The organism is Streptomyces coeruleoprunus (genome assembly GCF_039542925.1).
Taxonomy (GTDB): domain Bacteria; phylum Actinomycetota; class Actinomycetes; order Streptomycetales; family Streptomycetaceae; genus Streptomyces; species Streptomyces coeruleoprunus.
Genome location: NZ_BAABIT010000001.1, coordinates 6,144,418 through 6,168,905 on the forward strand (window position 1 = coordinate 6,144,418; position 24,488 = coordinate 6,168,905).

The 24,488-nt window shown below is 72.9% G+C and carries 27 protein-coding genes; 17 read left to right on the forward strand and 10 right to left on the reverse strand.

Going from position 1 to position 24,488, the window contains the following annotated elements; genetic code table 11:
• The first annotated feature begins 29 nt into the window (after positions 1-29).
• Positions 30-1,262, forward strand: a complete 1,233-nt coding sequence (locus ABEB09_RS27530) for a methyltransferase (RefSeq protein ID WP_345692609.1) — start codon at positions 30-32, stop codon at positions 1,260-1,262.
• A gap of 17 nt (positions 1,263-1,279) precedes the next feature.
• Here the strand turns inward: ABEB09_RS27530 and ABEB09_RS27535 are convergent, their stop codons facing one another.
• A complete protein-coding gene (locus ABEB09_RS27535; protein ID WP_345692610.1) occupies positions 1,280-1,855 on the reverse strand; it encodes a CGNR zinc finger domain-containing protein in 576 nt (191 codons plus the stop codon).
• Between the two features lie 38 nt (positions 1,856-1,893).
• On the opposite strand from ABEB09_RS27535, the gene ABEB09_RS27540 reads away from it, so the two are divergent.
• The 3 genes from ABEB09_RS27540 (at position 1,894) to ABEB09_RS27555 (ending at position 5,664) form a co-directional block, all read left to right on the forward strand.
• The gene (locus ABEB09_RS27540; RefSeq protein WP_345692611.1) at positions 1,894-3,270 is read left to right on the forward strand and encodes an MFS transporter; all 1,377 of its coding nucleotides are present in this window, start codon (positions 1,894-1,896) and stop codon (positions 3,268-3,270) included.
• A 713-nt stretch (positions 3,271-3,983) separates the two neighbouring features.
• Complete coding sequence (locus ABEB09_RS27550) at positions 3,984-4,922, forward strand: DUF8017 domain-containing protein (protein ID WP_345694111.1); 939 nt, start codon at positions 3,984-3,986, stop codon at positions 4,920-4,922.
• Positions 4,923-5,016: 94 nt separating this feature from the next.
• Positions 5,017-5,664 (forward strand): hypothetical protein, encoded by a 648-nt coding sequence (locus tag ABEB09_RS27555; RefSeq protein ID WP_345692612.1) that lies wholly within the window; start codon positions 5,017-5,019, stop codon positions 5,662-5,664.
• A 100-nt stretch (positions 5,665-5,764) separates the two neighbouring features.
• On the opposite strand, the gene ABEB09_RS27560 is transcribed toward ABEB09_RS27555, so the two are convergent.
• Entirely contained in the window at positions 5,765-6,292 is a 528-nt protein-coding gene (locus tag ABEB09_RS27560) for a hypothetical protein (RefSeq protein ID WP_345692613.1), read from the reverse strand.
• A gap of 44 nt (positions 6,293-6,336) precedes the next feature.
• Here ABEB09_RS27560 and ABEB09_RS27565 point away from each other — a divergent pair, with 44 nt between their 5' ends.
• Positions 6,337-6,582, forward strand: coding sequence for a hypothetical protein (locus ABEB09_RS27565; RefSeq protein ID WP_345692614.1), 246 nt, complete (start codon positions 6,337-6,339; stop codon positions 6,580-6,582).
• Between the two features lie 32 nt (positions 6,583-6,614).
• Here the strand turns inward: ABEB09_RS27565 and ABEB09_RS27570 are convergent, their stop codons facing one another.
• Together ABEB09_RS27570 and ABEB09_RS27575 are read right to left on the reverse strand one after the other, a co-directional pair.
• Complete coding sequence (locus ABEB09_RS27570) at positions 6,615-7,139, reverse strand: hypothetical protein (RefSeq protein WP_345692615.1); 525 nt, start codon at positions 7,137-7,139, stop codon at positions 6,615-6,617.
• A gap of 148 nt (positions 7,140-7,287) precedes the next feature.
• Entirely contained in the window at positions 7,288-8,028 is a 741-nt protein-coding gene (locus tag ABEB09_RS27575; RefSeq protein WP_345692616.1) for a VOC family protein, read from the reverse strand.
• Between the two features lie 131 nt (positions 8,029-8,159).
• Here ABEB09_RS27575 and argC point away from each other — a divergent pair, with 131 nt between their 5' ends.
• The 5 genes from argC to ABEB09_RS27600 all read left to right on the forward strand — a co-directional run bounded on the left by argC (position 8,160) and on the right by ABEB09_RS27600 (position 13,061).
• The gene (gene argC, locus ABEB09_RS27580) at positions 8,160-9,188 is read left to right on the forward strand and encodes an N-acetyl-gamma-glutamyl-phosphate reductase (protein ID WP_345692617.1); all 1,029 of its coding nucleotides are present in this window, start codon (positions 8,160-8,162) and stop codon (positions 9,186-9,188) included.
• A gap of 88 nt (positions 9,189-9,276) precedes the next feature.
• Entirely contained in the window at positions 9,277-10,428 is a 1,152-nt protein-coding gene (argJ, locus tag ABEB09_RS27585) for a bifunctional glutamate N-acetyltransferase/amino-acid acetyltransferase ArgJ (protein WP_345692618.1), read from the forward strand.
• The gene (gene argB / locus ABEB09_RS27590; RefSeq protein ID WP_345692619.1) at positions 10,425-11,327 is read left to right on the forward strand and encodes an acetylglutamate kinase; all 903 of its coding nucleotides are present in this window, start codon (positions 10,425-10,427) and stop codon (positions 11,325-11,327) included. The genes argJ and argB overlap by 4 nt, the downstream gene beginning before the upstream one ends.
• Positions 11,324-12,517, forward strand: a complete 1,194-nt coding sequence (locus ABEB09_RS27595; RefSeq protein WP_345692620.1) for an acetylornithine transaminase — start codon at positions 11,324-11,326, stop codon at positions 12,515-12,517. Before argB ends, ABEB09_RS27595 begins: the two co-directional genes overlap by 4 nt.
• 7 nt (positions 12,518-12,524) lie before the next feature.
• Positions 12,525-13,061, forward strand: a complete 537-nt coding sequence (locus ABEB09_RS27600) for an arginine repressor (protein ID WP_345692621.1) — start codon at positions 12,525-12,527, stop codon at positions 13,059-13,061.
• Positions 13,062-13,089: 28 nt separating this feature from the next.
• Here ABEB09_RS27600 and ABEB09_RS27605 read toward each other — a convergent pair whose 3' ends face one another.
• Positions 13,090-13,788 (reverse strand): L,D-transpeptidase family protein, encoded by a 699-nt coding sequence (locus ABEB09_RS27605; protein ID WP_345692622.1) that lies wholly within the window; start codon positions 13,786-13,788, stop codon positions 13,090-13,092.
• A gap of 26 nt (positions 13,789-13,814) precedes the next feature.
• Positions 13,815-14,411 carry a pyridoxamine 5'-phosphate oxidase family protein gene (locus ABEB09_RS27610; protein ID WP_345692623.1) on the reverse strand — a complete coding sequence of 199 codons (597 nt, stop codon included), beginning with the start codon at positions 14,409-14,411 and terminating at the stop codon, positions 13,815-13,817.
• A 116-nt stretch (positions 14,412-14,527) separates the two neighbouring features.
• Here ABEB09_RS27610 and ABEB09_RS27615 point away from each other — a divergent pair, with 116 nt between their 5' ends.
• Both ABEB09_RS27615 and argH read left to right on the forward strand, forming a co-directional pair.
• Positions 14,528-15,721, forward strand: a complete 1,194-nt coding sequence (locus tag ABEB09_RS27615) for an argininosuccinate synthase (RefSeq protein WP_345692624.1) — start codon at positions 14,528-14,530, stop codon at positions 15,719-15,721.
• Between the two features lie 96 nt (positions 15,722-15,817).
• The gene (gene argH, locus ABEB09_RS27620; protein WP_345692625.1) at positions 15,818-17,248 is read left to right on the forward strand and encodes an argininosuccinate lyase; all 1,431 of its coding nucleotides are present in this window, start codon (positions 15,818-15,820) and stop codon (positions 17,246-17,248) included.
• Positions 17,249-17,260: 12 nt separating this feature from the next.
• Here argH and ABEB09_RS27625 read toward each other — a convergent pair whose 3' ends face one another.
• Complete coding sequence (locus ABEB09_RS27625; RefSeq protein ID WP_380840232.1) at positions 17,261-17,785, reverse strand: HAD domain-containing protein; 525 nt, start codon at positions 17,783-17,785, stop codon at positions 17,261-17,263.
• 76 nt (positions 17,786-17,861) lie between these two features.
• Here ABEB09_RS27625 and ABEB09_RS27630 point away from each other — a divergent pair, with 76 nt between their 5' ends.
• Together ABEB09_RS27630 and ABEB09_RS27635 are read left to right on the forward strand one after the other, a co-directional pair.
• Complete coding sequence (locus tag ABEB09_RS27630; protein WP_345692627.1) at positions 17,862-18,413, forward strand: TetR/AcrR family transcriptional regulator; 552 nt, start codon at positions 17,862-17,864, stop codon at positions 18,411-18,413.
• Positions 18,410-19,954, forward strand: a complete 1,545-nt coding sequence (locus tag ABEB09_RS27635) for an MFS transporter (RefSeq protein ID WP_345692628.1) — start codon at positions 18,410-18,412, stop codon at positions 19,952-19,954. Before ABEB09_RS27630 ends, ABEB09_RS27635 begins: the two co-directional genes overlap by 4 nt.
• 125 nt (positions 19,955-20,079) lie before the next feature.
• On the opposite strand, the gene ABEB09_RS27640 is transcribed toward ABEB09_RS27635, so the two are convergent.
• A complete protein-coding gene (locus tag ABEB09_RS27640; protein ID WP_345694112.1) occupies positions 20,080-20,709 on the reverse strand; it encodes a lysophospholipid acyltransferase family protein in 630 nt (209 codons plus the stop codon).
• Positions 20,710-20,963: 254 nt separating this feature from the next.
• Here ABEB09_RS27640 and ABEB09_RS27645 point away from each other — a divergent pair, with 254 nt between their 5' ends.
• The 3 genes from ABEB09_RS27645 (at position 20,964) to ABEB09_RS27655 (ending at position 23,439) form a co-directional block, all read left to right on the forward strand.
• Entirely contained in the window at positions 20,964-22,154 is a 1,191-nt protein-coding gene (locus ABEB09_RS27645) for a glycerophosphodiester phosphodiesterase (RefSeq protein WP_345692629.1), read from the forward strand.
• 196 nt (positions 22,155-22,350) lie between these two features.
• Positions 22,351-22,917 (forward strand): sigma-70 family RNA polymerase sigma factor, encoded by a 567-nt coding sequence (locus ABEB09_RS27650; protein WP_345692630.1) that lies wholly within the window; start codon positions 22,351-22,353, stop codon positions 22,915-22,917.
• Positions 22,918-22,956: 39 nt separating this feature from the next.
• Positions 22,957-23,439, forward strand: a complete 483-nt coding sequence (locus tag ABEB09_RS27655) for a GNAT family N-acetyltransferase (protein ID WP_380840235.1) — start codon at positions 22,957-22,959, stop codon at positions 23,437-23,439.
• Positions 23,440-23,496: 57 nt separating this feature from the next.
• Here the strand turns inward: ABEB09_RS27655 and ABEB09_RS27660 are convergent, their stop codons facing one another.
• Together ABEB09_RS27660 and ABEB09_RS27665 are read right to left on the reverse strand one after the other, a co-directional pair.
• Positions 23,497-23,856, reverse strand: coding sequence for a hypothetical protein (locus ABEB09_RS27660; protein ID WP_345694113.1), 360 nt, complete (start codon positions 23,854-23,856; stop codon positions 23,497-23,499).
• A gap of 65 nt (positions 23,857-23,921) precedes the next feature.
• Positions 23,922-24,284, reverse strand: a complete 363-nt coding sequence (locus tag ABEB09_RS27665; protein ID WP_345692632.1) for a hypothetical protein — start codon at positions 24,282-24,284, stop codon at positions 23,922-23,924.
• Between the last annotated feature and the right edge of the window lie 204 nt (positions 24,285-24,488).

Here is a 24,488-nt window from a genome sequence, read left to right on the forward strand (position 1 = left end):
GCTCCGGCACCGGCTAGCCTGAAGGCACGATGAACCGTCTGACCACGTCATGGGGCGAGTACGCACTCACCCGCTACCCCGAGAACCCACGCGACCCGCTGCGCGCCTGGGACGCCGCCGACGAGTACCTGCTGCGGCACCTGGCGGAGCCGGACGCCCCGGGGCTCACGGGCACGGTGGCCGTGGTCGGCGACCGCTGGGGCGCCCTCGTCACCGCGCTCGCGGGCCGACCCGGGCCGGCCCGGCTGGTCCAGATCACCGACTCGTTCCTGACCCACCGGGCCACGGAGGCCAACCTGGCCCGGGCGGGAGCCGACACGGCCGGCGCCGACACGGCCGACGCCCGGCCGGGAGCCGGCACGGCCGGCGCACCGCCGCTGCCGGCGGCCCACGACGCCCCGCGGCTGCTGACCACGCAGGACGCGCCGCCCGAGCGGATCGACGTCCTGCTGGTCCGCGTCCCCAAGAGCCTGGCGCTCCTCGAGGACCAGCTGCACCGCCTCGCCCCCGCCGTCCACGCCGGCACCGTCGTCATCGGCACCGGCATGGTCAAGGAGATCCACACCTCCACGCTCAAGCTGTTCGAGCGGATCATCGGCCCCACGCGCACCTCGCTCGCGGTGAAGAAGGCCCGGCTCGTCTTCAGTACCCCCGACCCGGCCCTCCCGCGCACGCCCAGCCCCTGGCCCCACCGCTACACGCTGCCCGGGGACGCCGCGACCGTCGGCGGCCTCACCGTGGTCAACCACGCGGGCATCTTCTGCGCCGACCGCCTCGACATCGGTACGCGCTTCTTCCTCCAGCACCTGCCCGGCGGGCTCGGCGGCTCCCGCGTCGTCGACCTGGGCTGCGGAAACGGCGTGGTGGGCCTGGCGGTCGCCGTCGCCGACCCCGAGGCCGAACTGATCTTCACCGACGAGTCGTACCAGGCGGTCGCCTCCGCCGAGGAGACCTTCCGGGCGAGCGCACCGGCCGGTGCCAAGGCCCGGTTCACGGTCGGGGACGGACTCGCGGACGTCCCGGACGGCTCCGTCGACGTGGTCCTCAACAACCCGCCGTTCCACACGCACCAGGCCCTGACCGACGCGACGGCCCGCCGCATGTTCGGCGGGGCACGCCGCGCCCTGCGGCGCGGCGGCGAACTGCGGATCGTCGGCAACCGCCACCTCGGCTACCACGTGACGCTGCGCCGGATGTTCGGCAACTGCGAGGTCGTGGCGAGCGACCCGAAGTTCGTCGTGCTGCGGGCGGTCAAGCGCTGACGGCCGGCCGCACGGCGTCAGGCGCGTGAACGCCGGTGCGCCGCCACGCGCTCGCGCGTCGCGCAGCGCCGTGAGCAGTAGCGGCGCGGCACGCCGCTGCCGTGCCCGAGGTAGACGTTCCCGCAGCTCACGGATGCGCAGACGCCGCCCGGCGGCCGCTGCGCGTCCCACACGAGAACCGTCAGGCACAGGCAGGACGAGGCGAGGAGCCACTCGTCCCACGGCGCGTCGTCGGAGCTGTCGAGGTGCGGGTGCCATGGGCTGTCCCCACCGTGCGACGTCAGCCGGAGGCGCCCCGGCGCCCCGGCCAGCAGCCGGTTCAGCACCGCGGCCGCGCCGTCCGCGTCGGGCGCGGCGAAGACGTCGCGCAGCGCCAGGGCGGCCGCCCGCATGTCCGCGACATCGCGCGCGGACATGGCTACCGGTGCCCGCTCCCCGTGCTCCAGGAGCAGGGCGGCGATCCCCTCGGGGGAGGGGTCCTGCTGCGTGAGGGCGTTGACCAGGGCCGTCGTACGGCGGGCCGTGGCGCGGACGGAGAGCCGGGCGGACCACTCGGCGGGAGGGGTGGTGGACACCCGCCGAATGTAACGCATCTGGCGCATGATTGCGTTACGTACGTAACGTGCCGCGCATGAAGAAGCGTTACGCGCTCCGCTCGTCGTCCGCCCCGATCGGCTCCTACGCGGTGGGCGCGGCCGTCGCCCGTACCGGGGACGAGATGTCGGGCCCCGCGCTGCTGCTGGCGGGTTTCGCGGCCACCGGTTCGGCCGCCGCCGCGTCCGCGCTGCTCGCGGGCATCACGGCGGCCGCGGCGGTCGGCGGCCCGGTGTTCGGCGCGCTCCTGGATCGTACGCCCAGGCCGGGCCGCCTGCTGGCCTGGGCGCTCGCGGGGTACGCGGCGGCGCTCGTGGTCGTCCTGGCGGGGCTGGGCCGGCTGCCCCTGCCCGTCACGGTCCTCATCGCCGTGCTCGCGGGACTGGTCGGGCCCGCCCTGTCGGGCGGCTGGACCGCCCAACTGCCCCGCGTCGTCCCGAAGGCCGTCCTGCCCCGGGCGACGGCCCTGGACGCGATGACGTTCAACCTGGCGGGGCTCGCGGGCCCCGCCCTGGCCGGCGCGGTCGCCACGCTGTACGGCGCGCCCGCGGCCGTCGTCGTCGCGGCGACGCTCGTGGCGGCGGCGCTGCCCTCCGCCTGGGCCCTTCCGAAGGCGCGGCCCCTGGACCGTGCCGCGGCACCCGCCCCGCACGGGACGCCCGAGGCCGCGTCCATCTCCACGGCACCCGCGGTCCACGACGCCGCCCGCGACGCGCGCCTGCTCGCGGACCTGGCGGCCGGTTTCCGCGTCATCGCCCGGGTGCGGCCGTTGGCCCGGGCCACGGCGGCGTCCGTGCTGTCCTGCGCCGGACAGGGCGTGCTGGTCGCGTGCGCGCCCCTGCTGGGCGAGCGCCACCTGGGCGGCGCCGGGGCCGGGGCGCTGCTCCTGGCGGTCCTCGCGGCGTCCGCCCTCGCGGCGAACGCCCTGCTCTCCCGCCGCCCCGACCTGATGGGCCCCGACGCCCTCGTCCGGTACAGCACCCTGGTCCTCGCCGTCGCGCTCGCGCTCGCGGCGACGGGCCACCCCGTACTCCTCGTGGCGGCCACGGTGGTCGCCGGCATCGGCGAAGGCCCGCAGCTGACCGCGCTGTTCGCGATCCGCCACCGCGACGCCCCCGAGCGGCTGCGCGGCCAGATCTTCACGACCGGCGCCAGCCTCAAGATCAGCGGCTTCGCCGTGGGCGCGGCGGCCGCGGGCCCGCTGGCGCTCGCCTCGCTGCCGGGCGCGCTCCTCGCGGCGGCCGCCCTTCAGCTCCTCGCGGCGGCCGTCACCGTTCCGGCAGACGGCTGCCGCAGCGCCCGCAGAACCGTACGTCGGACTCGTCCGGCGCCAGCCGCCCGCACTCCGGGCACACCCGGTCCAGCAGACAGGCCGGCTCCCCACCGGAACGCTCCCCGCCCGAAGGGGCATTGAGCCGCTCGTCGACGGATTGCTCTGCGACGGATTGCTCTGCGACAGATCGCTCTTCGACGGAACGCTCTGCGACCGACCACGCGCCGACGGACCGCTCTCCCACGGATCGCTCTCCCACGGATCGCTCTCCCACGGACCGCTCTCCCACGGATCGGTCTCCGACGGATCGCTCTTCGACCGGCCGCTCCGCATCGGCGCGTTCCCCGCCCGACGCCGGACGGATCGACATCCCCGGACGGCGGCGGTGCACGGTGAGGTAGTCGAGCCCGTGCGGCCCGGCCGACAGGGCCCGCCGCGAGCCCCGGGGCAGCCACACCACGGCTCCGCCCTCCAGCGGCAGCTCGTCGTCGCCGGTGCCGAGCCGCCCGCTGCCGTTCACCACGTACACGAGCACGTCGAGGTCGGGTTCGACGTGCTCCGCCACCTCCGCGCCCGGCGCCAGGCGTACGACGTTCGCGTCGAGTTGACGCCCGCTCTCGGCGAGCCGCCAGAGGGCGCCCCCTCGGTCGGCCGGCATCGAGCGGACGAGGTCGGGCATCCGGGCGAGCACGCCGGGCACCGGGGACGAGGCCACACTTCCTCCCGTACTGCGGAGTCTGGAAAACCGTCGGTTCGGACGGTGAACCCTACTGCGGACGGCGGGTCTCGCGGCCGTGCGGCGACGCGCGCCGCGCCCGCCCGGCGGTCCGGTTCACGATCTAGGGTTGACCGCCATGTGGCCAGGACAGCAGCAGCCGCCGAACGGCGAGCACACCCCCCAGGGCGGCCAGCCCCATCCCTACGCGCAGCAGCCGTACCCGCCGACCGTCGCGGAGGGCGCCGTCCCGCACCCCGCGGGCACTCCGCAGCCGCGGCCGCGCGGCTCCGCCGGGACCGGGACCAGGACCACGACGGTCGTCGCGGTGGCCGGGGCCGCCGTGGTCGTCGCCGCGGCGGGTGTCACGGGCTACCTCCTCCTCGGCGGCAAGGAGAAGCCGGGCCCCCGCCCCGGCCCCACGGTCACCCGGTCCTCCCCGTCCGTCGCGCCGGACGACCGCGCCGCCGGCACGGCCGCGCGGCCCGTCGTCCCCGGATGGAAGGTCGTGGTCAACGCCAAGAGGGGCATAGCCTTCGACGTCCCGCCGGAGTGGGACCGCAAGCCGGCCTCGTGGGTGAGTTACGTCAGCGACGAGAGGGACCCCGAGGACACGCCCCTCATCGGCTTCGCCGCCCCGGCGATACTCAAGGAGCAGTGGTGCCGGTCGGACGACGAGAAGGACGGCAACCCCGAGGACACCCCGCTCGCCTCCGCGGGCTCCCGCAACGAGAAGGACGCCGAGACCCCCGAGGAAGCCGCCCGCAAGAGCGTGGAGCTGTGGGTGTACGGCGCCTACGCCCAGCCCGACAGGAGCAAGGTGAAGGTCGGGCCGGTCCGGCCGTACACCACGGCCTCGGGCCTCAAGGGCGCCGTCGCGACCGCCTCGTCGACCGGCGCGTCCGGTCCCGGCAAGTGCGACACCGACGGCACGGCGACGACCTTCGCCTTCACGAGCCCCAAGGGCGACATCCTGTCGTGGACCTACCTGGCCGCGAGGGGCGTCCCGGACCAGGTCCCGGAGGCGACCGTCCGCAGGATCCTCGCCACGGTACGGCTCACGGCCGAGTCGCCGTGAGGCCGTCCGGTCCGCTAGGTTGAACGCGTTCGAATGAACGCGTTCAACTTTTCTGGGGGCGGGCATGGAAAGTGCACAGGACAACGGTCGGAAGGTGCATCCGGCGCAGCGCGTCCTCGCGTTCTGCGCGCTCTTCGCGACGCTGCCGGGCCTGTGGATCGCCGTCGACAGCATCGTGGCTCTGCTCTTCCCGCTCGTCGCGGTGGTCGTCGCGATCCCGCTGTTCGTGCGCCCGCGGATCGCGTTCGTCCGGGTATGTGTGTGCGTCGGGGCGCTGCTGCTCGTCGGCGGCGTCCTGTTCGTGCTCCTCGGTCTCTTCCTCTTCCTTCCCTCGGCTGTGCTCCTGCTGCTGGCGGCGGGTGCCGACCTCGCCGTGCGGCCGCGCACCGGCAGGGTCCTCGTCGCCGCCGGGGCGCTGCTGACGGCGGCGGTCGTGGCGGTCTGCGCGTACGGTGGCTGGCACTTCTACCTGCGGCCCGCCCTCGCCGAGCCGCACGCCTACCGCGCGGTACTCGACCCCGACGCCGGTGTCCTCGACGAAGGCCTCGGCGACGAGGAGGACCGCCTGCGCGCGCAGGGCGCGGCCTGGGTGTACGGTTCGGCCTCCGACGAGGGCGAATTCCTGGAGGTCGGTTTCCGCGACGATCTGCCCGCCGACCGCCGCGAGGACCTTCGCCGACAGATCGAGCTGATGCCGGGCGTCCGGAGCGTGGCCCTCTGCCCGGTGAGCGAATGCGGCTGAACGCCGAGTCGAGCCCCTCCGGCGGTTTTCGGAGCGGGTGCTCGGGGGAGCCCCCCGGTTCGGGAAGGGGCGGGGCGCCGAAACGCCCGCCGGAAACGACCTAGGCCTTCGCCGCCACCGCCGCCGCCAGGGCGTTCAGGAAGGCGGTCCGGTCGTGCGTGGCGATGGACAGCGCTTCGCCGCTCCGCGTCGTGACGACCACGCTGTCCATGCCCATGGGCACGCCCCAGCCGCCGCCCACCAGCCGGGGCGCCCCGCGGTCCGCCGCCCGCAGTCCCGGCACGGGCGCGTCGATCGCACCGGCGGAGGCCGCGTAGCGCTGCGCCGTCCCCGGCGTCGCGTCCTGCAGGGAACCGTGGACGGAGGCCGGGTCGATCTCCGCCAGCGCGATCCGCTCGCGGCCGACGCGCAGGACGCCCTGGGCGGGGTCGACGACGATGCGGTGGTAGACGGCCTTCGAGAGGGGCACGGCGAGGCACGGGATGAGGACCAGGAGGAAACAGGCGGAGACGATCAACCACAGTCCCGTGTCCTCGGGAATCGAGCCGATCCCCAGCTTGACCACCATCGCCAGGTAGACGCAGACGCAGATGACCGACCAGGTCTTGGGGAGCCGTTCTCTGTACACGCGCTGCCTTTCGGGCTCGGAGGGAGCGGACGCGTCCGCACGACATGACGCGACCGACCCTAGCCGCGTACCGGTCGGCCGCCGCCCCCGGCCGACTGAAGTGCCGGGGCCTCGCCAAGACGAAGGCCCACCTCGCCGCCCTCCGTACACCGGAGGCCGAGGCGGCGCTGCGCCGGCTGACCGAGGCCGAGGAGGCGCTGCGCCGGCTGACCGAGGCCGAGGAGGCGGGCGGCTTCGACGGCTTCTCGGTCGAGGCGTACGCCGCCTGGTACGCCACCTACTACGCGTAAGGCCTGTCCGCCGGGCGCCGGACCCGGCGGGATCACCGCGCCGGTGCGGGGACGACCGCCGTGCGGCGCCGGTAGTAGTGCACCGTGACCGCGCCCAGCAGCGGGCCCCAGAGGAGCAGCGGGGCGTAGGTGATGTTGAGCAGCCACAGGCCCCAGGGGGTGGCCGCCATGTCCGCGTTGAGCGACGTGTGGACGAACAGCGCGCCGAAGACCGTCGTGGCCAGCGCGCCGAGGCCCGCCACGACGGTGGCCGGCAGGACCGGGACCCGGCGCCCGCCCAGGTACGGGATCCAGCGCGGCCAGGTCTCGCCCCAGCTCTGGACGAGCCCCAGGGTGAGGAACGCGAAGAGCTCGGAGACCAGGCTCAGCCCGACCAGGACGAGCGAGCCCCAGCCGGGGGCGTCCAGCTGGTCGTATTCGGACTGCGCCAGTCCCACGGGGACGCCGAGGGCGATGGCGACCCGCCACAGCGCCGACGGCACGTTGGTCAGCGCGGCGCCGACGGCGGCGATGCGGGCCCAGCGGGGGACGTGGGGCAACGTGTGCACTTTCACCATGCGCACCACCCTGGTCGCGCGGCCGCCGCCGCACATCGGCCGCCGCTCCGACCTCCCTCCCCCGCGCGGGGGAGACCCGCGTACGACCCGGGGCGTCGGCCCCGGGTCGCGCGTCGGCGAACCTCCCGGCGGCGGGCGGGTCTCCGCGTCAGGACGGGGCGAGGACGCAGAACTCGTGGCCCTCCGGGTCGGCGAGGACCGTCCACGGGACGTCGCCCTGGCCGAGGTCGAGGTCGGTGGCGCCGAGGGCCCGCAGCCGGGCCGCCTCCGCTTCCTTGTCGTCGCCGGGGTACGGCAGCAGGTCGAGATGGACGCGGTCCGGCACGGTCTTCACGTCGGGCGTGCGGAGGAACTCGAGATACGGGCCGACGCCCTTGGCGGACCGCAGCACCGCGTGATCGTCGGTCACCTCGTGCAGGGTCCAGTCCACCGCCTCGCCCCAGAACCGGGCCATGGCCCGCGGATCCGCGCAGTCGACCACCACCGCGGCGATCGGCCCGGTGTCCCGGTAGACCTCCCGGGGCTCCAGCACGCAGAACTCGTTGCCCTCCGGATCGGCGAGGACCGTCCACGGCACCTCGCCCTGGCCCACGTGGGCGGGCGTCGCACCGAGAGCCCGGAGGCGCGCGACCAGCTCCGCCTGATGGGCCGCGGAGGTGGTGGCGAGATCGAGGTGCACACGGTTCTTCGTCGCTGTCTTCGGTTCCGGGACGGGAACGATGTCGATGCCGACGGCGACCGGGTGCGGCCAGACGAGGCCGCCGGGGGGCCCGACGTAAGTGGTCGCGCCGGCGCTGTAGGCACTCCAGCCGAGTGCCTCCGCCCAGAACCGGCCGACCGCCGGGGGATCAAGAGCCTTTATGTTCACCATCACGGGACGCAGCGCCATGCCGGTGATCTTAGGTAGCCGCTCGGCGACGTCACCACGCCCCGTCGCCCACAGAGATCAACTCCCTCCCGGAAGCTCATTGCATAAAACTGCGGAGCTGCGTATAGTCATGCCATCGATTGGAGGGTCCGATGACGGTACGCGTGGCAGTGGCAGGAGCGAGCGGATACGCGGGCGGAGAGGTGCTCCGCCTGCTGCTCGCCCACCCCGGGGTGGAGATCGGTGCCCTGACCGGCAACTCCAACGCGGGCCAGCGGCTCGGTGCGCTGCAGCCGCACCTGCTCCCGCTCGCCGGGCGGGTGCTGGAGCCGACCGAGCCGGGCGTGCTCGCCGGGCACGACGTCGTGTTCCTCGCGCTGCCGCACGGCCAGTCCGCGGCCGTCGCCGAGCAGCTCGGCGACGACGTCCTGGTCATCGACATGGGGGCCGACTTCCGGCTCCGCGACGCCGCCGCCTGGGAGAAGTTCTACGGCTCCCCGCACGCCGGGACGTGGCCCTACGGGCTTCCCGAGCTGCCGGGTGCCCGCGCCGCGCTGGAGGGGTCCAAGCGCGTCGCGGTGCCCGGTTGTTACCCGACGGCCGTGTCCCTCGCGCTGTTCCCCGCGTACGGCGCCGGGCTCGCCGAGCCCGAGGCGGTGATCGTCGCGGCCTCCGGCACCTCCGGCGCGGGCAAGGCCGCCAAGCCGCACCTCCTCGGCTCCGAGGTCATGGGCTCGATGTCGCCGTACGGGGTCGGCGGCCTCCACCGGCACACCCCCGAGATGGCGCAGAACCTCGGCGCGGCCGCCGGCGAGCCGGTCACGGTCTCCTTCACGCCCACCCTCGCCCCCATGTCCCGCGGCATCCTCGCCACGTGCACCGCCAAGGCGAAGCCCGGGACCACCGCCGAGGACGTGCGCGCGGCCTACGAGAAGGCCTACGCCGACGAGCCGTTCGTCCACCTGCTGCCGGAGGGCCAGTGGCCCGCCACGGCGTCCGTGTACGGTTCCAACGCCGTTCAGGTGCAGGTCGCGTACGACGCCACGGCGGGCCGCATCATCGCCATCAGCGCCATCGACAACCTGACCAAGGGCACCGCGGGCGGCGCGGTGCAGAGCATGAACATCGCCCTCGGGCTCCCCGAGGACACCGGACTTTCCATGATCGGAGTCGCACCGTGAGCGACGCACGCGCAGCCGCCGGGTTGCACACGACGACGATGGCCGCACAGGTGCGCTGCGCGGGCGGAGAAGCGAACGGAGAAGCACAGTGAGCGTCACGGCAGCCAAGGGATTCACCGCGGCGGGCATCGCCGCCGGGATCAAGCAGAACGGCAACCCCGACCTGGCCCTCGTGGTCAACCAGGGGCCCCGCCGCGCCGCCGCGGGCGTCTTCACCTCCAACCGCGTCAAGGCCGCGCCCGTCCTGTGGTCGGAGCAGGTCCTCAAGACCGGCGAGCTGACCGCCGTCGTCCTCAACTCCGGCGGCGCCAACGCCTGCACCGGCCCGCAGGGCTTCCAGGACACCCATGCCACGGCCGAGAAGGTCGCCGAGGTGCTGAACATCGGCGCCGGCGAGGTCGCCGTCGCGTCGACCGGCCTCATCGGCGTCCTGCTGCCCATGGACAAGCTCCTGCCCGGTGTCGAGAAGGCGGCCGTCGAGCTGTCCGAGCACGGCGGCGAGAAGGCCGCCATCGCCATCAAGACCACCGACACCGTCCACAAGACCGCCGTCGTCACCAAGAACGGCTGGACCGTCGGCGGCATGGCCAAGGGCGCGGGCATGCTCGCCCCGGGCCTCGCCACGATGCTGGTCGTCCTCACCACGGACGCCGACGTCGACACCCCCGAGCTGGACAAGGCCCTGCGGGCCGCCACCCGCGTCACGTTCGACCGGGTCGACTCCGACGGCTGCATGTCGACCAACGACACCGTGCTGCTCCTGGCCTCCGGCGCCTCCGGGGTCAGCCCCGAGTACGACGACTTCGCCGACGCCGTGCGGCAGGTCTGTGACAACCTCGGCCGGCAGCTCATCGGCGACGCCGAGGGCGCGTCGAAGGACATCCGTGTCGAGGTGGTCAACGCCGAGACGGAGGAGGACGCGGTCGAGGTCGGCCGGTCCATCGCCCGCAACAACCTCCTCAAGTGCGCCATCCACGGCGAGGACCCCAATTGGGGCCGGGTCCTGTCCGCCATCGGCACCACGTCGGCCGCCTTCGAGCCGGACCGGCTCAACGTCGCCATCAACGACGTCTGGGTCTGCAAGAACGGCTCCGTCGGCGAGGACCGCGACCTCGTCGACATGCGGTACCGCGAGGTGAAGATCACCGCGGACCTCGCCGCCGGCAACGCGTCCGCCGTGATCTGGACCAACGACCTGACCGCCGACTACGTCCACGAGAACAGCGCCTACAGCTCATGAGCACCCGCAAGCACACCGCGCTCCCGAAGGCGCAGATCCTCATCGAGGCCCTGCCCTGGCTCACCCGTCACCACGGCAGGACGGTCGTCATCAAGTTCGGCGGCAACGCCATGGTCGACGAGGAGCTGAAGGCCGCCTTCGCGCAGGACGTCGTCTTCCTCCGGCACGCCGGCCTGCGGCCCGTCGTCGTCCACGGCGGCGGCCCCCAGATCAGCGCCGCGCTCGACCGGCACGGCCTGGTCAGCGAGTTCAAGGCGGGCCTGCGCGTGACCACCCCCGAGGCGATGGACGTCGTACGGATGGTCCTCGCCGGGCAGGTCCAGCGCGAGCTGGTCGGGCTGCTCAACCAGCACGGCCCGCTCGCCGTCGGCATCACCGGCGAGGACGCCCACACCATCACCGCCACCAGGCACCAGCCGCGTATCGACGGTGAACTGGTCGACATCGGCCGGGTCGGCGAGATCACGGCCATCGACACCGGCGCCATCGAGGCGCTGCTCGCCGACGGCCGGATCCCCGTCGTGTCGTCGATCGCCCGCTCCCAGGACGACGGACATGTCTACAACGTCAATGCTGATACGGCGGCTGCGGCACTCGCTGCGGCGCTGGGCGCCGAGACCCTGATGGTCCTCACCGACGTCGAGGGCCTCTACGAGGACTGGCCGAACAGTGACGAGGTCATCAGCCGCCTCACCGCCACCGAACTCGAAAAGCTCCTGCCGGAACTCTCCAGCGGCATGGTCCCCAAGATGGAGGGCTGCCTGCACGCCGTACGCAACGGCGTCCGCACCGCCCGCGTCATCGACGGCCGGGTCCAGCACTCGATCCTTCTGGAGATCTTCACCGACGAGGGCATCGGCACCATGGTCGTGCCGGACCAGGAAGAGGTCACCCCGTGAGCAACCAGGAACTCACCCGGCGCTGGCAGAGCGCCATGACGGACAACTACGGCACCCCCCGGCTGCCGCTCGTCCGCGGCGCCGGCAGCCGCGTCTGGGACGCCGAGGGCACCGAGTACCTCGACTTCGTCGGCGGCATCGCCGTCAACGCCCTCGGCCACGCCCACCCGGCGATCGTGAAGGCGGTCTCCGACCAGGTCGCCTCCCTCTCCCACGTCTCCAACCTGTTCGTCGCCCAGCCGCCCGTCGCCCTCGCCGAACGGCTCCTCCAGCTCTTCGGACGCCCCGGCCGGGTCTTCTTCTGCAACTCCGGCGCCGAGGCCAACGAAGCCGCCTTCAAGATCGGTCGGCTCACGGGCCGCCGCCACATGGTCGCCACCACCGGCGGCTTCCACGGCCGGACCATGGGCGCCCTGGCGCTCACCGGCCAGCCCTCCAAGCAGGGGCCGTTCCTCCCGCTGCCCGGAGACGTCACGCACGTGCCGTACGGCGACGCGGAAGCCCTCCGGGCGGCCGTCACCACCGACACGGCCCTCGTCGTCATCGAGCCGATCCAGGGCGAGAACGGCGTGGTCGTCCCGCCCGCCGGCTACCTCGAAGCGGCCCGGGAGATCACCCGCGCCACCGGCACCCTCCTCGTCCTCGACGAGGTCCAGACGGGCATCGGCCGCTGCGGCCACTGGTTCGAGCACCAGGCGCACGGCGTCGAGCCCGACGTCGTCACCCTCGCCAAGGGCCTCGGGGGCGGCCTCCCCCTCGGCGCGACCGTCGCCTTCGGCCCGGCGGCCGACCTCCTGCAGCCCGGCCACCACGGCACCACCTTCGGCGGCAACCCGGTCGCGTGCGCGGCGGGACTCGCCGTGCTCGACACGCTCGCCGCGGACGGCGCGCTCGACAACGTCAAGCGGACGGGCGAGAAACTGCGGGACGGAATCGAGGCGCTGGACCACCCGCTGGTCTCCCACGTCCGCGGCGCGGGCCTCCTGCTGGGTATCGTGCTCACCGAGCCCCTCGCGCCCCAGGTGCAGCAGGCGGCTCAGGACACCGGCCTCCTGGTGAACGCGCCCGCCCCCGACGTCGTACGGCTCATGCCACCGCTGATCATCGGCGACGACGAGGTGGACGCCTTCCTCCGGGCCCTGCCCGGCGTCCTCGACAAGGCCAACGGGGAGACACGATCCGGAGAATGACACAACAATGAGCGAGGCGCAGGACAACGGTCACGGCGGACCCTCCGTACCGCAGACCCGCACGGCACGCCACCGCAGGATCGTGGACATCCTCAACCGGCAGCCCGTGCGTTCCCAGAGCCAGCTGGCCAAGCTCCTCGCGGACGACGGGCTGAGCGTCACGCAGGCGACGCTCTCCCGCGATCTCGACGAGCTGGGCGCGGTGAAGATCCGCAACACCGGCGGGGAGCTCATCTACGCGGTACCGAGCGAGGGCGGCTTCCGCACCCCGCAGGCCCCGCTCGGCGAGTCCGCCAAGGAGGAGCGCATGCGGCGCCTCTCCGGCGAGCTGCTGATCTCGGCCGAGGCGTCCGCCAACCTGGTGGTGCTGCGTACCCCGCCGGGGGCCGCCCAGTTCCTCGCCTCGGCGATCGACCAGGCCGAACTGCACGCCATCCTCGGCACCATCGCGGGCGACGACACCCTGCTGCTCATCTCCCGCGACCCGACCGGCGGCCAGGCCCTGGCGGACCACCTCCTGCGCCTGGCGCAGAAGGAGCGCTAGCGGCCGGCCGTACGGCCCGACTCGGAGCTCAGGCGCCCGCCCATCCGATCGCGATGTGCGGGCGCTCCTCCGCGCGCACCCACGCCAGGATCCGCGCCATCGCGTCCTTGGGCACGGACACGCACCCGGCCGTCGGGCCGTCTCCGGTCACGTGCAGGAAGATGCCGGCGCCCCGGCCCCGGACGGGCCGGTCGTAGTTGTAGGCGATCACCAGTCCGTGCGCGTACCGGGCGCCGTACGTGATCAGGTGTTCGGCCTCCGCCGCCCGGCAGTCCGCCGCCAGCGGCTCCACCCAGCGGTTGTACGAGCGCGACGCGTTGTCCTGGCACCACCACGACGAGCGCGTCACCCGCCGGTACGGGTAGGAGGTGCCCGGCGGGGCGGCCTCGATGCCGAACGCGAACGGCAGGGCGTACACCCCCGCGGGTGTGGTCGACGTGCCCTGCCGGCGCGCGTCACCCGCCACCAGACCGCCCGCCCCGAACCGGGCGGGTGCCGTCCCGACGCGCTCCCAGCCGCCGCCCGCGCGCCGCTCCCACCAGCTCACCGTCCCGGAGGTGGCCCCGGCGTGCGGGGCCTCGGCGGTGACCAGCTGCGTACCGGTGACGCCGCGGGCCAGGCGGTCGGGCGGCTGCGGGGTTCCGGCCCGGGCGGGCGCGTGGCCCAGGGCGGGCAGGAGGAGCAGGGCGGCGGCGAGGGCGAGACGGGACTTCGCGGACACGACCATGCCCCGACCGTAGGCGGGCCGGTCCGTCAGTGCGCCTCGGACACGTCCGTCCGGGGCGGCAGCGGCAGCGGAAGGGCCGGCAGCCCGTCCAGGCTCCGGCCCACCTTCTTCTCGCAGTACGCCGCGAACTCCTCGTCCGACTTGCGCGCGAAGTATTCGGCGTGCTGCGTGCGTTCCTCGCGGTAGTCCATGTACGGCACGGCGAAGCCGCAGGCGTCGCTGATCCTGCGGGCCCGTACGAGGACGATCGCACGGGCCGCGGGCCCGTCGGCGTCCGCGAAGAGTCCGATGTACTCGTCCCACCGGGGGTCGTCGCGGAAGACCGCCTCACCGGTGCCGTGCACGCGCAGCACCTTCGGCGGGCCCGCGAAGGCGCACCACATCAGCGTGATCCGCCCGTTGCCCTCCTCCCGGAGGTGGGCGATCGTCTCGGCGCCGCTGCCGCCGAAGTCCAGGTACGCGAGCGTCTGCTCGTCGATCACGACGAGCGTGCCCTTGCGGCCCTTGGGGGAGAGGTTGACGTGTCCGTCGCCCGCCAGCGGGGCGGTCGCGGTGAAGAAGACGGGCTGTTCCTCGATGAACGCCCGTATGCGGCCCTCTATCGCTGCATAGTGCTTTCCCATGGGTGGATTATCACCCCCGGTGATCTTCGGGCCGGCCGACCCCCGGCTCATTGACAAAACATACGGAGGTCTGCATAGTTATACCCATCGCTGGATGCACCACTGAGGAGAGACCCGTGACCGAGCGCGTCGTACTCGCCTACTCGGGCGGACTGGACACCTCCGTCGCCATCGGCTGGATCGCCGAGGAGACGGGCGCCGAGGTCGTCGCCGTCGCCGTGGACGTCGGCCAGGGCGGCGAGGACCTGGACGTCATCCGCAAGCGCGCGCTCGCCTGTGGTGCGGTCGAGGCCGAGGTCGCGGACGCCAGGAACGAGTTCGCCGAGGAGTACTGCCTCCCGGCGATCAAGGCCAACGCCCTCTACATGGATCGCTATCCGCTGGTCTCGGCGCTCTCGCGGCCCGCGATCGTCAAGCACCTCGTCGCCGCGGCCGAGAAGCACGGCGCCTCGGTCGTCGCCCACGGCTGTACCGGCAAGGGCAACGACCAGGTCCGCTTCGAGGCCGGCATCGCCGCCCTCGGCCCCCACCTGAAGTGCATCGCGCCCGTCCGGGACTACGCGATGACCCGGGACAAGGCCATCGCCTTCGCCGAGAAGGCCGAGCTGCCCATCGCCACCACCAAGAAGTCCCCGTACTCCATCGACCAGAACGTCTTCGGCCGGGCCATCGAGACCGGCTTCCTGGAGGACATCTGGAACGGTCCGATCGAGGACATCTACGAATACACCGCCGACCCGGCCGTGCAGCGGGCGGCCGACGAGGTCGTCATCTCCTTCAAGGAGGGCGTCCCGGTCGCCGTCGACGGCAGGCCGGTCACGGTCCTCCAGGCGATCCAGGAGCTCAACGAGCGGGCGGGCGCCCAGGGCGTCGGCCGGATCGACATGGTCGAGGACCGGCTCGTCGGCATCAAGTCCCGCGAGGTGTACGAGGCACCCGGCGCGATCGCCCTGATCACCGCCCACCAGGAGCTGGAGAACGTCACCGTCGAGCGCGAGCTGGCCCGGTACAAGCGGCAGGTCGAGCAGCGCTGGGGCGAGCTGGTCTACGACGGCCTGTGGTTCTCCCCGCTCAAGCGGGCCCTGGACGGCTTCGTCGACGAGGCCAACCAGCACGTCACCGGCGACATCCGGATGACCCTGCACGGCGGCCGGGCCGTCGTCACGGGCCGGCGGTCCGAGCAGTCGCTGTACGACTTCAACCTCGCCACGTACGACACGGGCGACACGTTCGACCAGTCCAAGGCGCAGGGCTTCATCGACATCTTCGGCCTCTCGGCGAAGATCGCCGCCCGGCGTGACCTGGCCTGAGCCGGCGTCGTTCCACAACGCACCCGCCTCCCGCTGCCCGACGGCAGGGAGGCGGGCGCGCATCCGCACCACCCATCCCTCCCGAGGAGCTTCGCAGTGAGCAGCAACAACGGTGACGTCCGGCTCTGGGGCGGCCGGTTCGCCGACGGCCCCGCCGAGGCGCTGGCGAAACTGTCCGCGTCCGTCCACTTCGACTGGCGGCTCGCGCCCTACGACATCGCCGGCTCCCGCGCCCACGCGCGCGTGCTGCACAAGGCCGGGCTGCTCACGGAGGACGAGCTGACGCGCATGCTCGCCGGTCTCGACCGGCTGGAGGCCGACGTGGCCTCGGGCGACTTCGTGGGCACCATCGCCGACGAGGACGTCCACACCGCCCTGGAGCGGGGTCTGCTGGAGCGGCTCGGCCCGGACCTCGGCGGCAAACTGCGGGCCGGCCGGTCCCGCAACGACCAGGTCGCCACGCTGTTCCGGATGTACCTGCGCGACCACGCCCGGATCATCGGCGGGCTGATCGCCGACCTCCAGGACGCGCTGGTCGGCCTCGCCGAGGCGCACCCCGACGTCGCCATGCCGGGCCGTACGCACCTCCAGCACGCCCAGCCCGTGCTCTTCGCCCACCACGTGCTGGCCCACGTCCAGGCGCTCTCCCGGGACGCCGAGCGGCTGCGCCAGTGGGACAAGCGGACCGCGGTGTCGCCGTACGGCTCGGGCGCCCTGGCCGGGTCGTCCCTCGGGCTCGACCCGGAGGCGGTCGCGAAGGACCTCGGCTTCGAGAACGGCAGCGCGGGCAACTCCATCGACGGCACGGCGTCCCGCGACTTCGTCGCCGAGTTCGCGTTCATCACGGCGATGATCGGCGTGAACCTCTCGCGGATCGCCGAGGAGATCATCATCTGGAACACGAAGGAGTTCTCCTTCGTGACCCTGCACGACGCCTTCTCCACCGGCTCGTCGATCATGCCGCAGAAGAAGAACCCGGACATCGCCGAGCTGGCGCGCGGCAAGTCCGGGCGCCTCATCGGCAACCTCACGGGCCTGCTGGCCACCCTCAAGGCCCTGCCCCTCGCCTACAACCGCGACCTCCAGGAGGACAAGGAGCCGGTCTTCGACTCCTGCGACCAGCTGGAGGTCCTGCTCCCCGCGTTCACCGGCATGATGGCCACGCTCACCGTCAACCGGGAGCGCATGGAGGAGCTGGCCCCGGCGGGCTTCTCCCTCGCCACCGACATCGCCGAGTGGCTGGTCAAGCAGGGCGTGCCGTTCCGGGTGGCGCACGAGGTCGCCGGCGAGTGCGTGAAGGTCGCCGAGGCCGAGGGCAAGGAGCTGGACGACCTCACGGACGAGCAGTTCGCCAAGATCTCCGAGCACCTGACGCCCGAGGTCCGCACGGTCCTGAACGTCCCCGGCGCCCTCGCGTCCCGCAACGGCCGCGGCGGCACGGCCCCGTCGGCCGTGACCACCCAGCTGGCCGAGGTCAAGGCGGACCTGGTCATCCAGCACGCCTGGGCGGACGCCAAGAAGAAGTAGCGCCCACCCCGTCTACAGCGCCGCCGCCCAGTCCGCGAGCGCGTCGAAGTCCACCCGGATCAGCCCGATCCGTGGATCGACGCGCACGAGGAGGGCGGCGGCGAGATGATTCCGGTCGACGAAGTCCCGGTCGTACGCGGTGAGGTCGTCGTCCACCCAGGCGAACGGCCGCCCGGCCGCGTACTCCAGCACGTACTGCGTCTTCCAGAAGGTCCCGCGAGGGGCCTTTCCGTGCATCCGGGGCCAGTCGATGTACGGCAGCTCGGGCAACCCGAGCCGCGGCCCTATCCACTCGTTGGCCTCACCCTTCCACGTGGTCGCCCACACCAGCTCGTACGCGTCGGCGAGGGCGCGCAGCTCCCGGCCGTGGGCCGGGTTGAGCAGCACCGGTAGCGGCTGGGCGTCGTGCCACCCGGACGGCCGCATCCGATGCTTGTGGTAACCCTCCGGCGGGCGGCTGTGCGACAGCGCCTCGTACGGATTCAGCGGCCCGTCGACGTCGATCAGCAGCAGTGGCTTGTCCGTCATCCCCCGCATGCTCCTCTCCGACCCTCTGGGAGTCGATCATTTTTCATATGAGACATTCATGTCTCACGTGGGTTATGGTTGTCTCATGAGTGTTGACCGTGAGCAGGTGCTCCGCACCGCCGCCGCCCTTCTGTCCCGCAAGTCGACCGCGACCATGGACGAGGTCGCCCGTGCCGCGGGCATCGGCCGCGCCACCCTGCACCGGCACTTCGCCGGGCGGGACGCGCTGGTCAGGGCGTTGGAGGAGCTGGGCATCCAGGAGTTCGAGGCGGCCATCGACGCCGCCCGGCTCGACGACGGCAGCGCCGAGGAGGCCCTGCGGCGGCTGATCGCCGGGGTCGAGCCGGTCGCCGGACTGCTCTCGTTCCTCGTCACCGAGAACCAGCTCTTCGAGGGCGACCAGGTCAACGAGGGCTGGGCCCGCCTCGACGCCCGCGTCTCCGCGCTCTTCCGGCGCGGACAGGAGCGCGGCGAGTTCCGGATCGACCTCACACCCGCCTGGCTGACCGAGGCCCTCTACGGGCTGGTCGGCACCTGCGCCTGGGCCGTCCAGGACGGGCGGGTCGCCGCCAAGGACTTCCAGTACATGATCGTCGAGCTGTTGCTCGGCGGAGCACGCAGGAGCGTGGAGAAGTGACCGGTACCGCACAGCTCACCAAGGACACGCAGACCGTCCACCGCCCGGGCCGCTGGCTCGCGCTCGCGGTGCTCGTCCTCGCCGTGCTGCTGGTCGCGGTCGACGCCACCGTGCTCGGCCTCGCCACGCCGTTCCTCAGCGAGGACCTGAAGCCGTCCGGCACCCAGCTCCTGTGGATCGGCGACGTCTACTCGTTCGTCATCGCCGGACTGCTCGTCTCCATGGGCAGCCTCGGCGACCGCATCGGACGCAAGCGGCTGCTCCTGACCGGCGCGACGGCCTTCGGCGCCCTGTCCGTCCTCAACGCGTACGCCAACAGCCCCGAGATGATGATCGTCTCACGCGCGCTGCTGGGCGTCGCGGGCGCCACCCTCATGCCGTCCACCCTGGCCCTCATCCGCAACCTCTTCCACGACCCGCGCGAGCGCAGCCTCGCCATCGGCATCTGGGGCGCCATGGCCTCGGCCGGCGCCGCCGTCGGCCCGGTCGTGGGCGGATTCCTGCTGGAGCACTTCTGGTGGGGCTCGGTCTTCCTCATCAACCTGCCCGTCATGGCCGTCCTCGTCCTGGTCGGCGCCAAGTTCATCCCCGAGTCGAAGAACCCGGCGCCCGGCCCGTGGGACCTGCCCAGCGTCGCCGCCTCCCTCGTCGGCATGATCGGCGTCGTCTACGCCGTCAAGGAGGCCGCCGCCCACGGCGTTCACCTCGACGCCGCCGTCGCCGCGGCCGTCGGCGCCGCCGCGCTGGCCTGGTTCGTACGCCGCCAGCTCACGCTGGCCTCGCCGCTCCTCGACATGCGGCTGTTCCAGCACCGGGGCTTCTCCGCCGCGGTCCTCGCCGACCTGCTGACCATCCTCGGACTGGCCGGGCTGATCTTCTTCCTGTCCCAGTTCCTCCAGCTGGTCCAGGGGCGCAGCCCGCTGGAGGCCGGCCTCGCGGAGCTGCCGGCCGCGCTCGGTGCCGTCGGCGCCGGTCTGGTGGCGGGTGTCGCCGCGCGGCGCTTCTCCGTACGGTCCGTCGTGTCCGGCGGCCTCGCCGCGGTCGGCCTGGCGCTGGCCACGCTGACCGTCCTCGACCGCACCACCGGCTACCCGCTCCTGGGCGCCTCGCTGCTCGTGGTCGGCGTCGGCGCGGGCCTCGCCTTCACGGTGACCGCCGACGTCATCCTGTCCAGCGTGCCCAAGGAGCAGGCCGGCGCCGCCTCCGCCGTGTCGGAGACCGCGTACGAGCTGGGCGCGGCGCTCGGCATCGCCGTGCTGGGTTCCATCGTGACCGGTGTCTACCGGGACTTCGTCACCCCGCAGGGCGTCCCCGCCGGCCCGGCCGCCGCCGCGCACGAGTCGCTGGGCGGCGCGGTCGAGGCGGCCGCGGCCCTGCCGGAACGTTCCGCCGGGGCGCTGGTCTCCGCGGCCCAGCAGGCCTTCGTGGACGGCCTGCACATCGCCGCCGCCGTCGGCGCGGCCGTCCTGCTGGCGACCGCCGTCGCGGCCTGGTTCCTGCTGCGGGGCCAGAAGCTGGAGGACGGCGCCGAACACCCCTGACGCACCGGGGCCGACCGACGCCGAAGGCGGGCGCCGAGCAAAACCTGACGCACCGTGACGACCGACGACGAAGGGGCCGCACCCACCACGGGTGCGGCCCCTTCGTCATGCTGCCCGACAGAGCGTCAGGCGGCCTTCGCCTTCGTGGCGTACATGTCCACGTACTCCTGCCCGGACAGCCGCATGACCTCCGCCATGACGGAGTCCGTCACCGCGCGCAGCACGTACCGGTCGCGGTCCATGCCCTCGTAGCGGGAGAACTCCATCGGCTCGCCGAACCGGACCGTCACCCGGCCCGGCCGGGGCAGCCCCGCACCGCCCGGCTGCAGCTTGTCCGTGCCGATCAGCGCGAACGGCACCACCGGCGCGCCCGTCATCAGCGTCAGCCGCGCGATGCCCGTACGGCCCCGGTAGAGGCGGCCGTCGGGGGAGCGGGTGCCCTCCGGGTAGATCCCGAAGATCCGGCCCTCCTCCAGCACCCGGCGCCCGGTGTGCAGCGCGGCCACGGCGCCGCCGGCGCCGTCCCGGTCCACCGGGATCATGCCGACGCCCGTGAAGAACCACGCCATCAGCCGGCCCTTGAAGCCCTTGCCCGTGACGTACTCGTCCTTGCCGATGAAGAACACCTGCCGGTCCACGACCAGCGGCAGAATCATCGAATCGATGAACGTCAGGTGGTTACCCGCCAGGATGACCGGCCCGGACCCGGGAATGTTCTCGGCGCCTTCCACCTGTGGCCGGAACATCAGCCGCATGACCGGGCCGAGCACTGCCTTGATGAGCGCGAAGCGGGACAACGAGTCCTCCGGAGTCGTGGTTCTGTGCAGGTGAGGACGATACTCGCGGGTCACGTCCCACCGCACATCGGGTTCACCGAGTCGATACGCAGTGTTGACCCATGTTTTCCACGCGTTCGTCCAAGGTCTCCCGTACAGAAGGCGTAGATGCCTACCATCGGCCGCGCTCAACAGACCGAACGTCGAAGACACGCTCATCGTAAGGAGCCTTCATGACACAGGGTGCGCGCAGGAGTCCGGGCCGGCGGACCGTCCTCGGAGCGGCGGTGCTCGGCACCGCGGCGCTCTCGGCCGGCGGCGCCACGGCCGGTACGGCGGCAGCCGCCGGCAAGGGTGCCCCCGCGGGGGCGGCGGGCCGCGGCCCCGCCCACCGGCAGCTGCCCGTGCCGACGGTCATCGCGCACCGCGGCGCCAGCGGCTACCGGCCCGAGCACACCCTCGGCTCCTACCAACTCGCCCTCGACATGGGCGCCCACGTCATCGAACAGGACCTCGTCCCCACCAAGGACGGGCACCTGGTGTGCCGGCACGAGAACGACATCACCGGCACCACCGACGTCGCCGACCACCCCGAGTTCGCCTCCCGCAGGACGACGAAGACCGTCGACGGCACGTCGCTCACCGGCTGGTTCACCGAGGACTTCACGCTCGCCGAGCTGAAGACCCTGCGCGCCAAGGAGCGCATCCCGGGCGTCCGCCAGGAGAACACCGTCTACGACGGCCGCTGGGCCGTTCCCACCTTCGAGGAGGTCCTGCGCTGGGCCGAGAAGGAGGGCCGCCGCCGCGGCCACCCGGTCTGGCTGCACGTCGAGACCAAGCACCCCACCTACTTCCGCAAGCTGGGCCTCGGCCTGGAGGAGCGCCTCGCCAAGCTGCTGCGCCGGTACGGCCGGCACGGCGCCGACTCGCCGACGTTCCTCCAGTCGTTCGAGCCGAGCAGCATGGAGCGCATGGCGAAGCTCGTCGCCACCCCGCGCGTCGTGCTGCTGTGGACGCCCGACGACCGGCCCTGGGACTTCGTCGAGGCGGGCGACCCGCGCACCGTCAAGGATCTGATCACCCCCGAGGGCCTGGACTGGATCGCCTCGTACGCCCAGGGGATCGGCCCGCTCCTGGACCTGGTCATACCGAAGGGCCCCGACGGCAGGCTGGGCGAGCCCACCACCCTGGTCCGCGACGCGCACGCACGCGGCCTGGTCCTCCACCCCTACACGCTGCGCAACGAGAACAGCTTCCTGCCGGCCGATTTCCGGCGCGGCACCGACCCGGCCGCGTACGGCGACGTCTTCGGCGCGTACGCCGCGTACTTCGCGACGGGCATCGACGGCATCTTCACCGACCAGCCGGACACGGGCCTGCTCGCGGCGGCGGACTTCCGCGAGCTGCCGCGAGCAAAGGGCTGAATCCAGTCCCTCCGGCGTCCGAGGAGCGGGGGTTCGGGGGCGGAGCCCCCGATTCGGGAAGGGGCGGGGTGGGGAAATCCCGCCGCCGTGAGGGGCACGCGGGGAGCCGTCACCCGCGTGCCCCCGCACCCGCCCGGACGGGCGATTCGCCGCGCGGGCGGCAACCGCCCCCGCCCCGCGCGATGTCGTGCCGGGCATGACACCCCGTGGAGAAGCCGGGCGCCCGCACGCCCTCCCCGAACTCCTCACCGTCCTGAGTCCCCTCCTCGCCGCCGAGTCCGCCGCGGAAGCCGCCGCGGCCGGCGTCGAACCGGGCGACCTCCAGCAGGCCGTCTGGCTCCGCCTGCTGGAACGCCTCGACGGCCCCGGCGTCCCCGAACGCCCCGCCGACTGGCTGCGCCGCGCCGTCCGCGCCGAGGCGCGCCGCGCCCGCCGCACCGCCGTACGCGAGCTGCCCTACTACGAGGAGCCCGCCACCGAGCCCGGCCCCGAGGACGGCCCCGAAGCCGGCCCGGAGCGCGCCGCCCTCGCCGCCGAGCGCCACCGCGCCCTGCGCGCCGCCGTCCGGCGGTCACCCGCACGATGTCGTCGGTTGCTGACTGCGATGCTGTCGCCGAACGACCCCACCTACCGCGAAATCGCAGGGAAGTTGGGTATCTCACAGGGCAGTTTGGGGCCGATGCGTTCCCGCTGCCTGGGATGCCTGCGCAGAATGCTCGCGGCAGAGGTTGCCGCGCCTGAACATCAGGGAAAGGTGCGGTAGACCGACAGGGCGTATCAGGTGAGCCGGAGGCATGCACACATGGGCATGAGCGTGACCATCTCAGCGGCAAGCGCACAGGATGCCGAACAGATCCTCAAGCTGCAGTACCTCTGCTATCAGAGCGAGGCCGAGCTCTACGGCGACTACTCCATCGAGCCCCTCACCCAGACGCTCGACGACCTGAGGGCCGAACTCGACCGGGGCCACGCCCTCGTCGCCCGCCTCGGCGGCGAAGTCGTCGCCTCCGTCCGCGGCGAGGTCGACGCCACCGGCACGGCGCACATCGCCAAGCTGATCGTCCACCCACGGATGCGCCGCCACGGCCTGGGCGGCCGGCTCCTCGACGCCATCGAGCAGCACTTCGCCGACGGCGGGGCACCCCACGCCAAGCGCTTCCAGCTCTTCACGGGCCACCGCAGCGAGCGCAACCTGTCCCTCTACCGCAAGAAGGGCTACGAGGCCGTCGCCACCCGGCAGGTGGGACCCCGGCTCACGCTCATCACCCTGGAGAAGGCCGCCTGACGCGCCGGCACTCCGGGCGCCGCTCCGCCCGGACGCAGGGCGCCCGGGCGCAGTCCGCTACGCGGCCGCGGCGCCCTGCGCCGCCCGGTCACGGGCGCCCCGCAGCCAGAGGATGCCGGTCACCGGCAGCAGCACCGGGATGAACACGTAGCCGTACCCGAACTTCGACCACACCGTGGTGTCCGGGAAGGCCGTCGGCTCGATCACCGACCACGCGCCCACGGCCACCACGCCGACCAGCTCGGCGGCGCAGCACAGCAGCGCCGCCCTGCGGGCGGTCTCACCGCCGCGCACCAGCGTGTAGGTGATGAAGACGTAGACGACGGCGGCGACCGCCGAGAGCGAGTACGGCAGCGGCGCCCGGTCGAACTCGGTCGCGATCTGGTAGACCGACCGCGACACCGCGCCGACCGACATCACGCCGTACAGCCAGACCAGCAGGATGCCCGGCCCCTTCACCAGCCGATTCCCGGTCACGCGGCTCAGCCCTTCCACCAGATGTCGTAGAGGCGCACCTCCAGCACCGCCAGCACGACCGCGCCGGCCGCCGCGGTCGCCGAACCCCAGCGGGTCCGCTCCAGCAGCGACATGAACCCGGCCGCCGGCACCGCGAAGAACGCCCCCAGCAAGTACGCCACGAAGATCGCCGTGCCCTCCTCGGCCTTCTCGCCCCGCACCAGCTGCACCACACCCACCACGAGCTGGGCGAGCGCCAGCACGGCCACCACGGCCATGCCGATGAAGTGCCAGTCCTTGGTCGGCTGGTCCCGGTAGGCGGCGAAACCGCACCAGGCGGCGAGGGCGAGGGCGGCCACGGACACCGCGACCGTCAGGGCGTCAAGCATGGGCCGAGACTATTACGGGCCAAAACCCCCGCCGCGCCCGGCCCCGGACAGCACGTGGTCTTGACCACAGAGCGCGCAGCGTACGCGCCCCGGACGTGCGATCCCGCCGCCGCGCCGGGGGGCCCGTCCGCGCAGGCCAGAGCGGGAAAGGGCAGCTCGCGCGAGCCCTCCCGGCTCCGGCCGGACGGTCCGCATGGTCTCGTA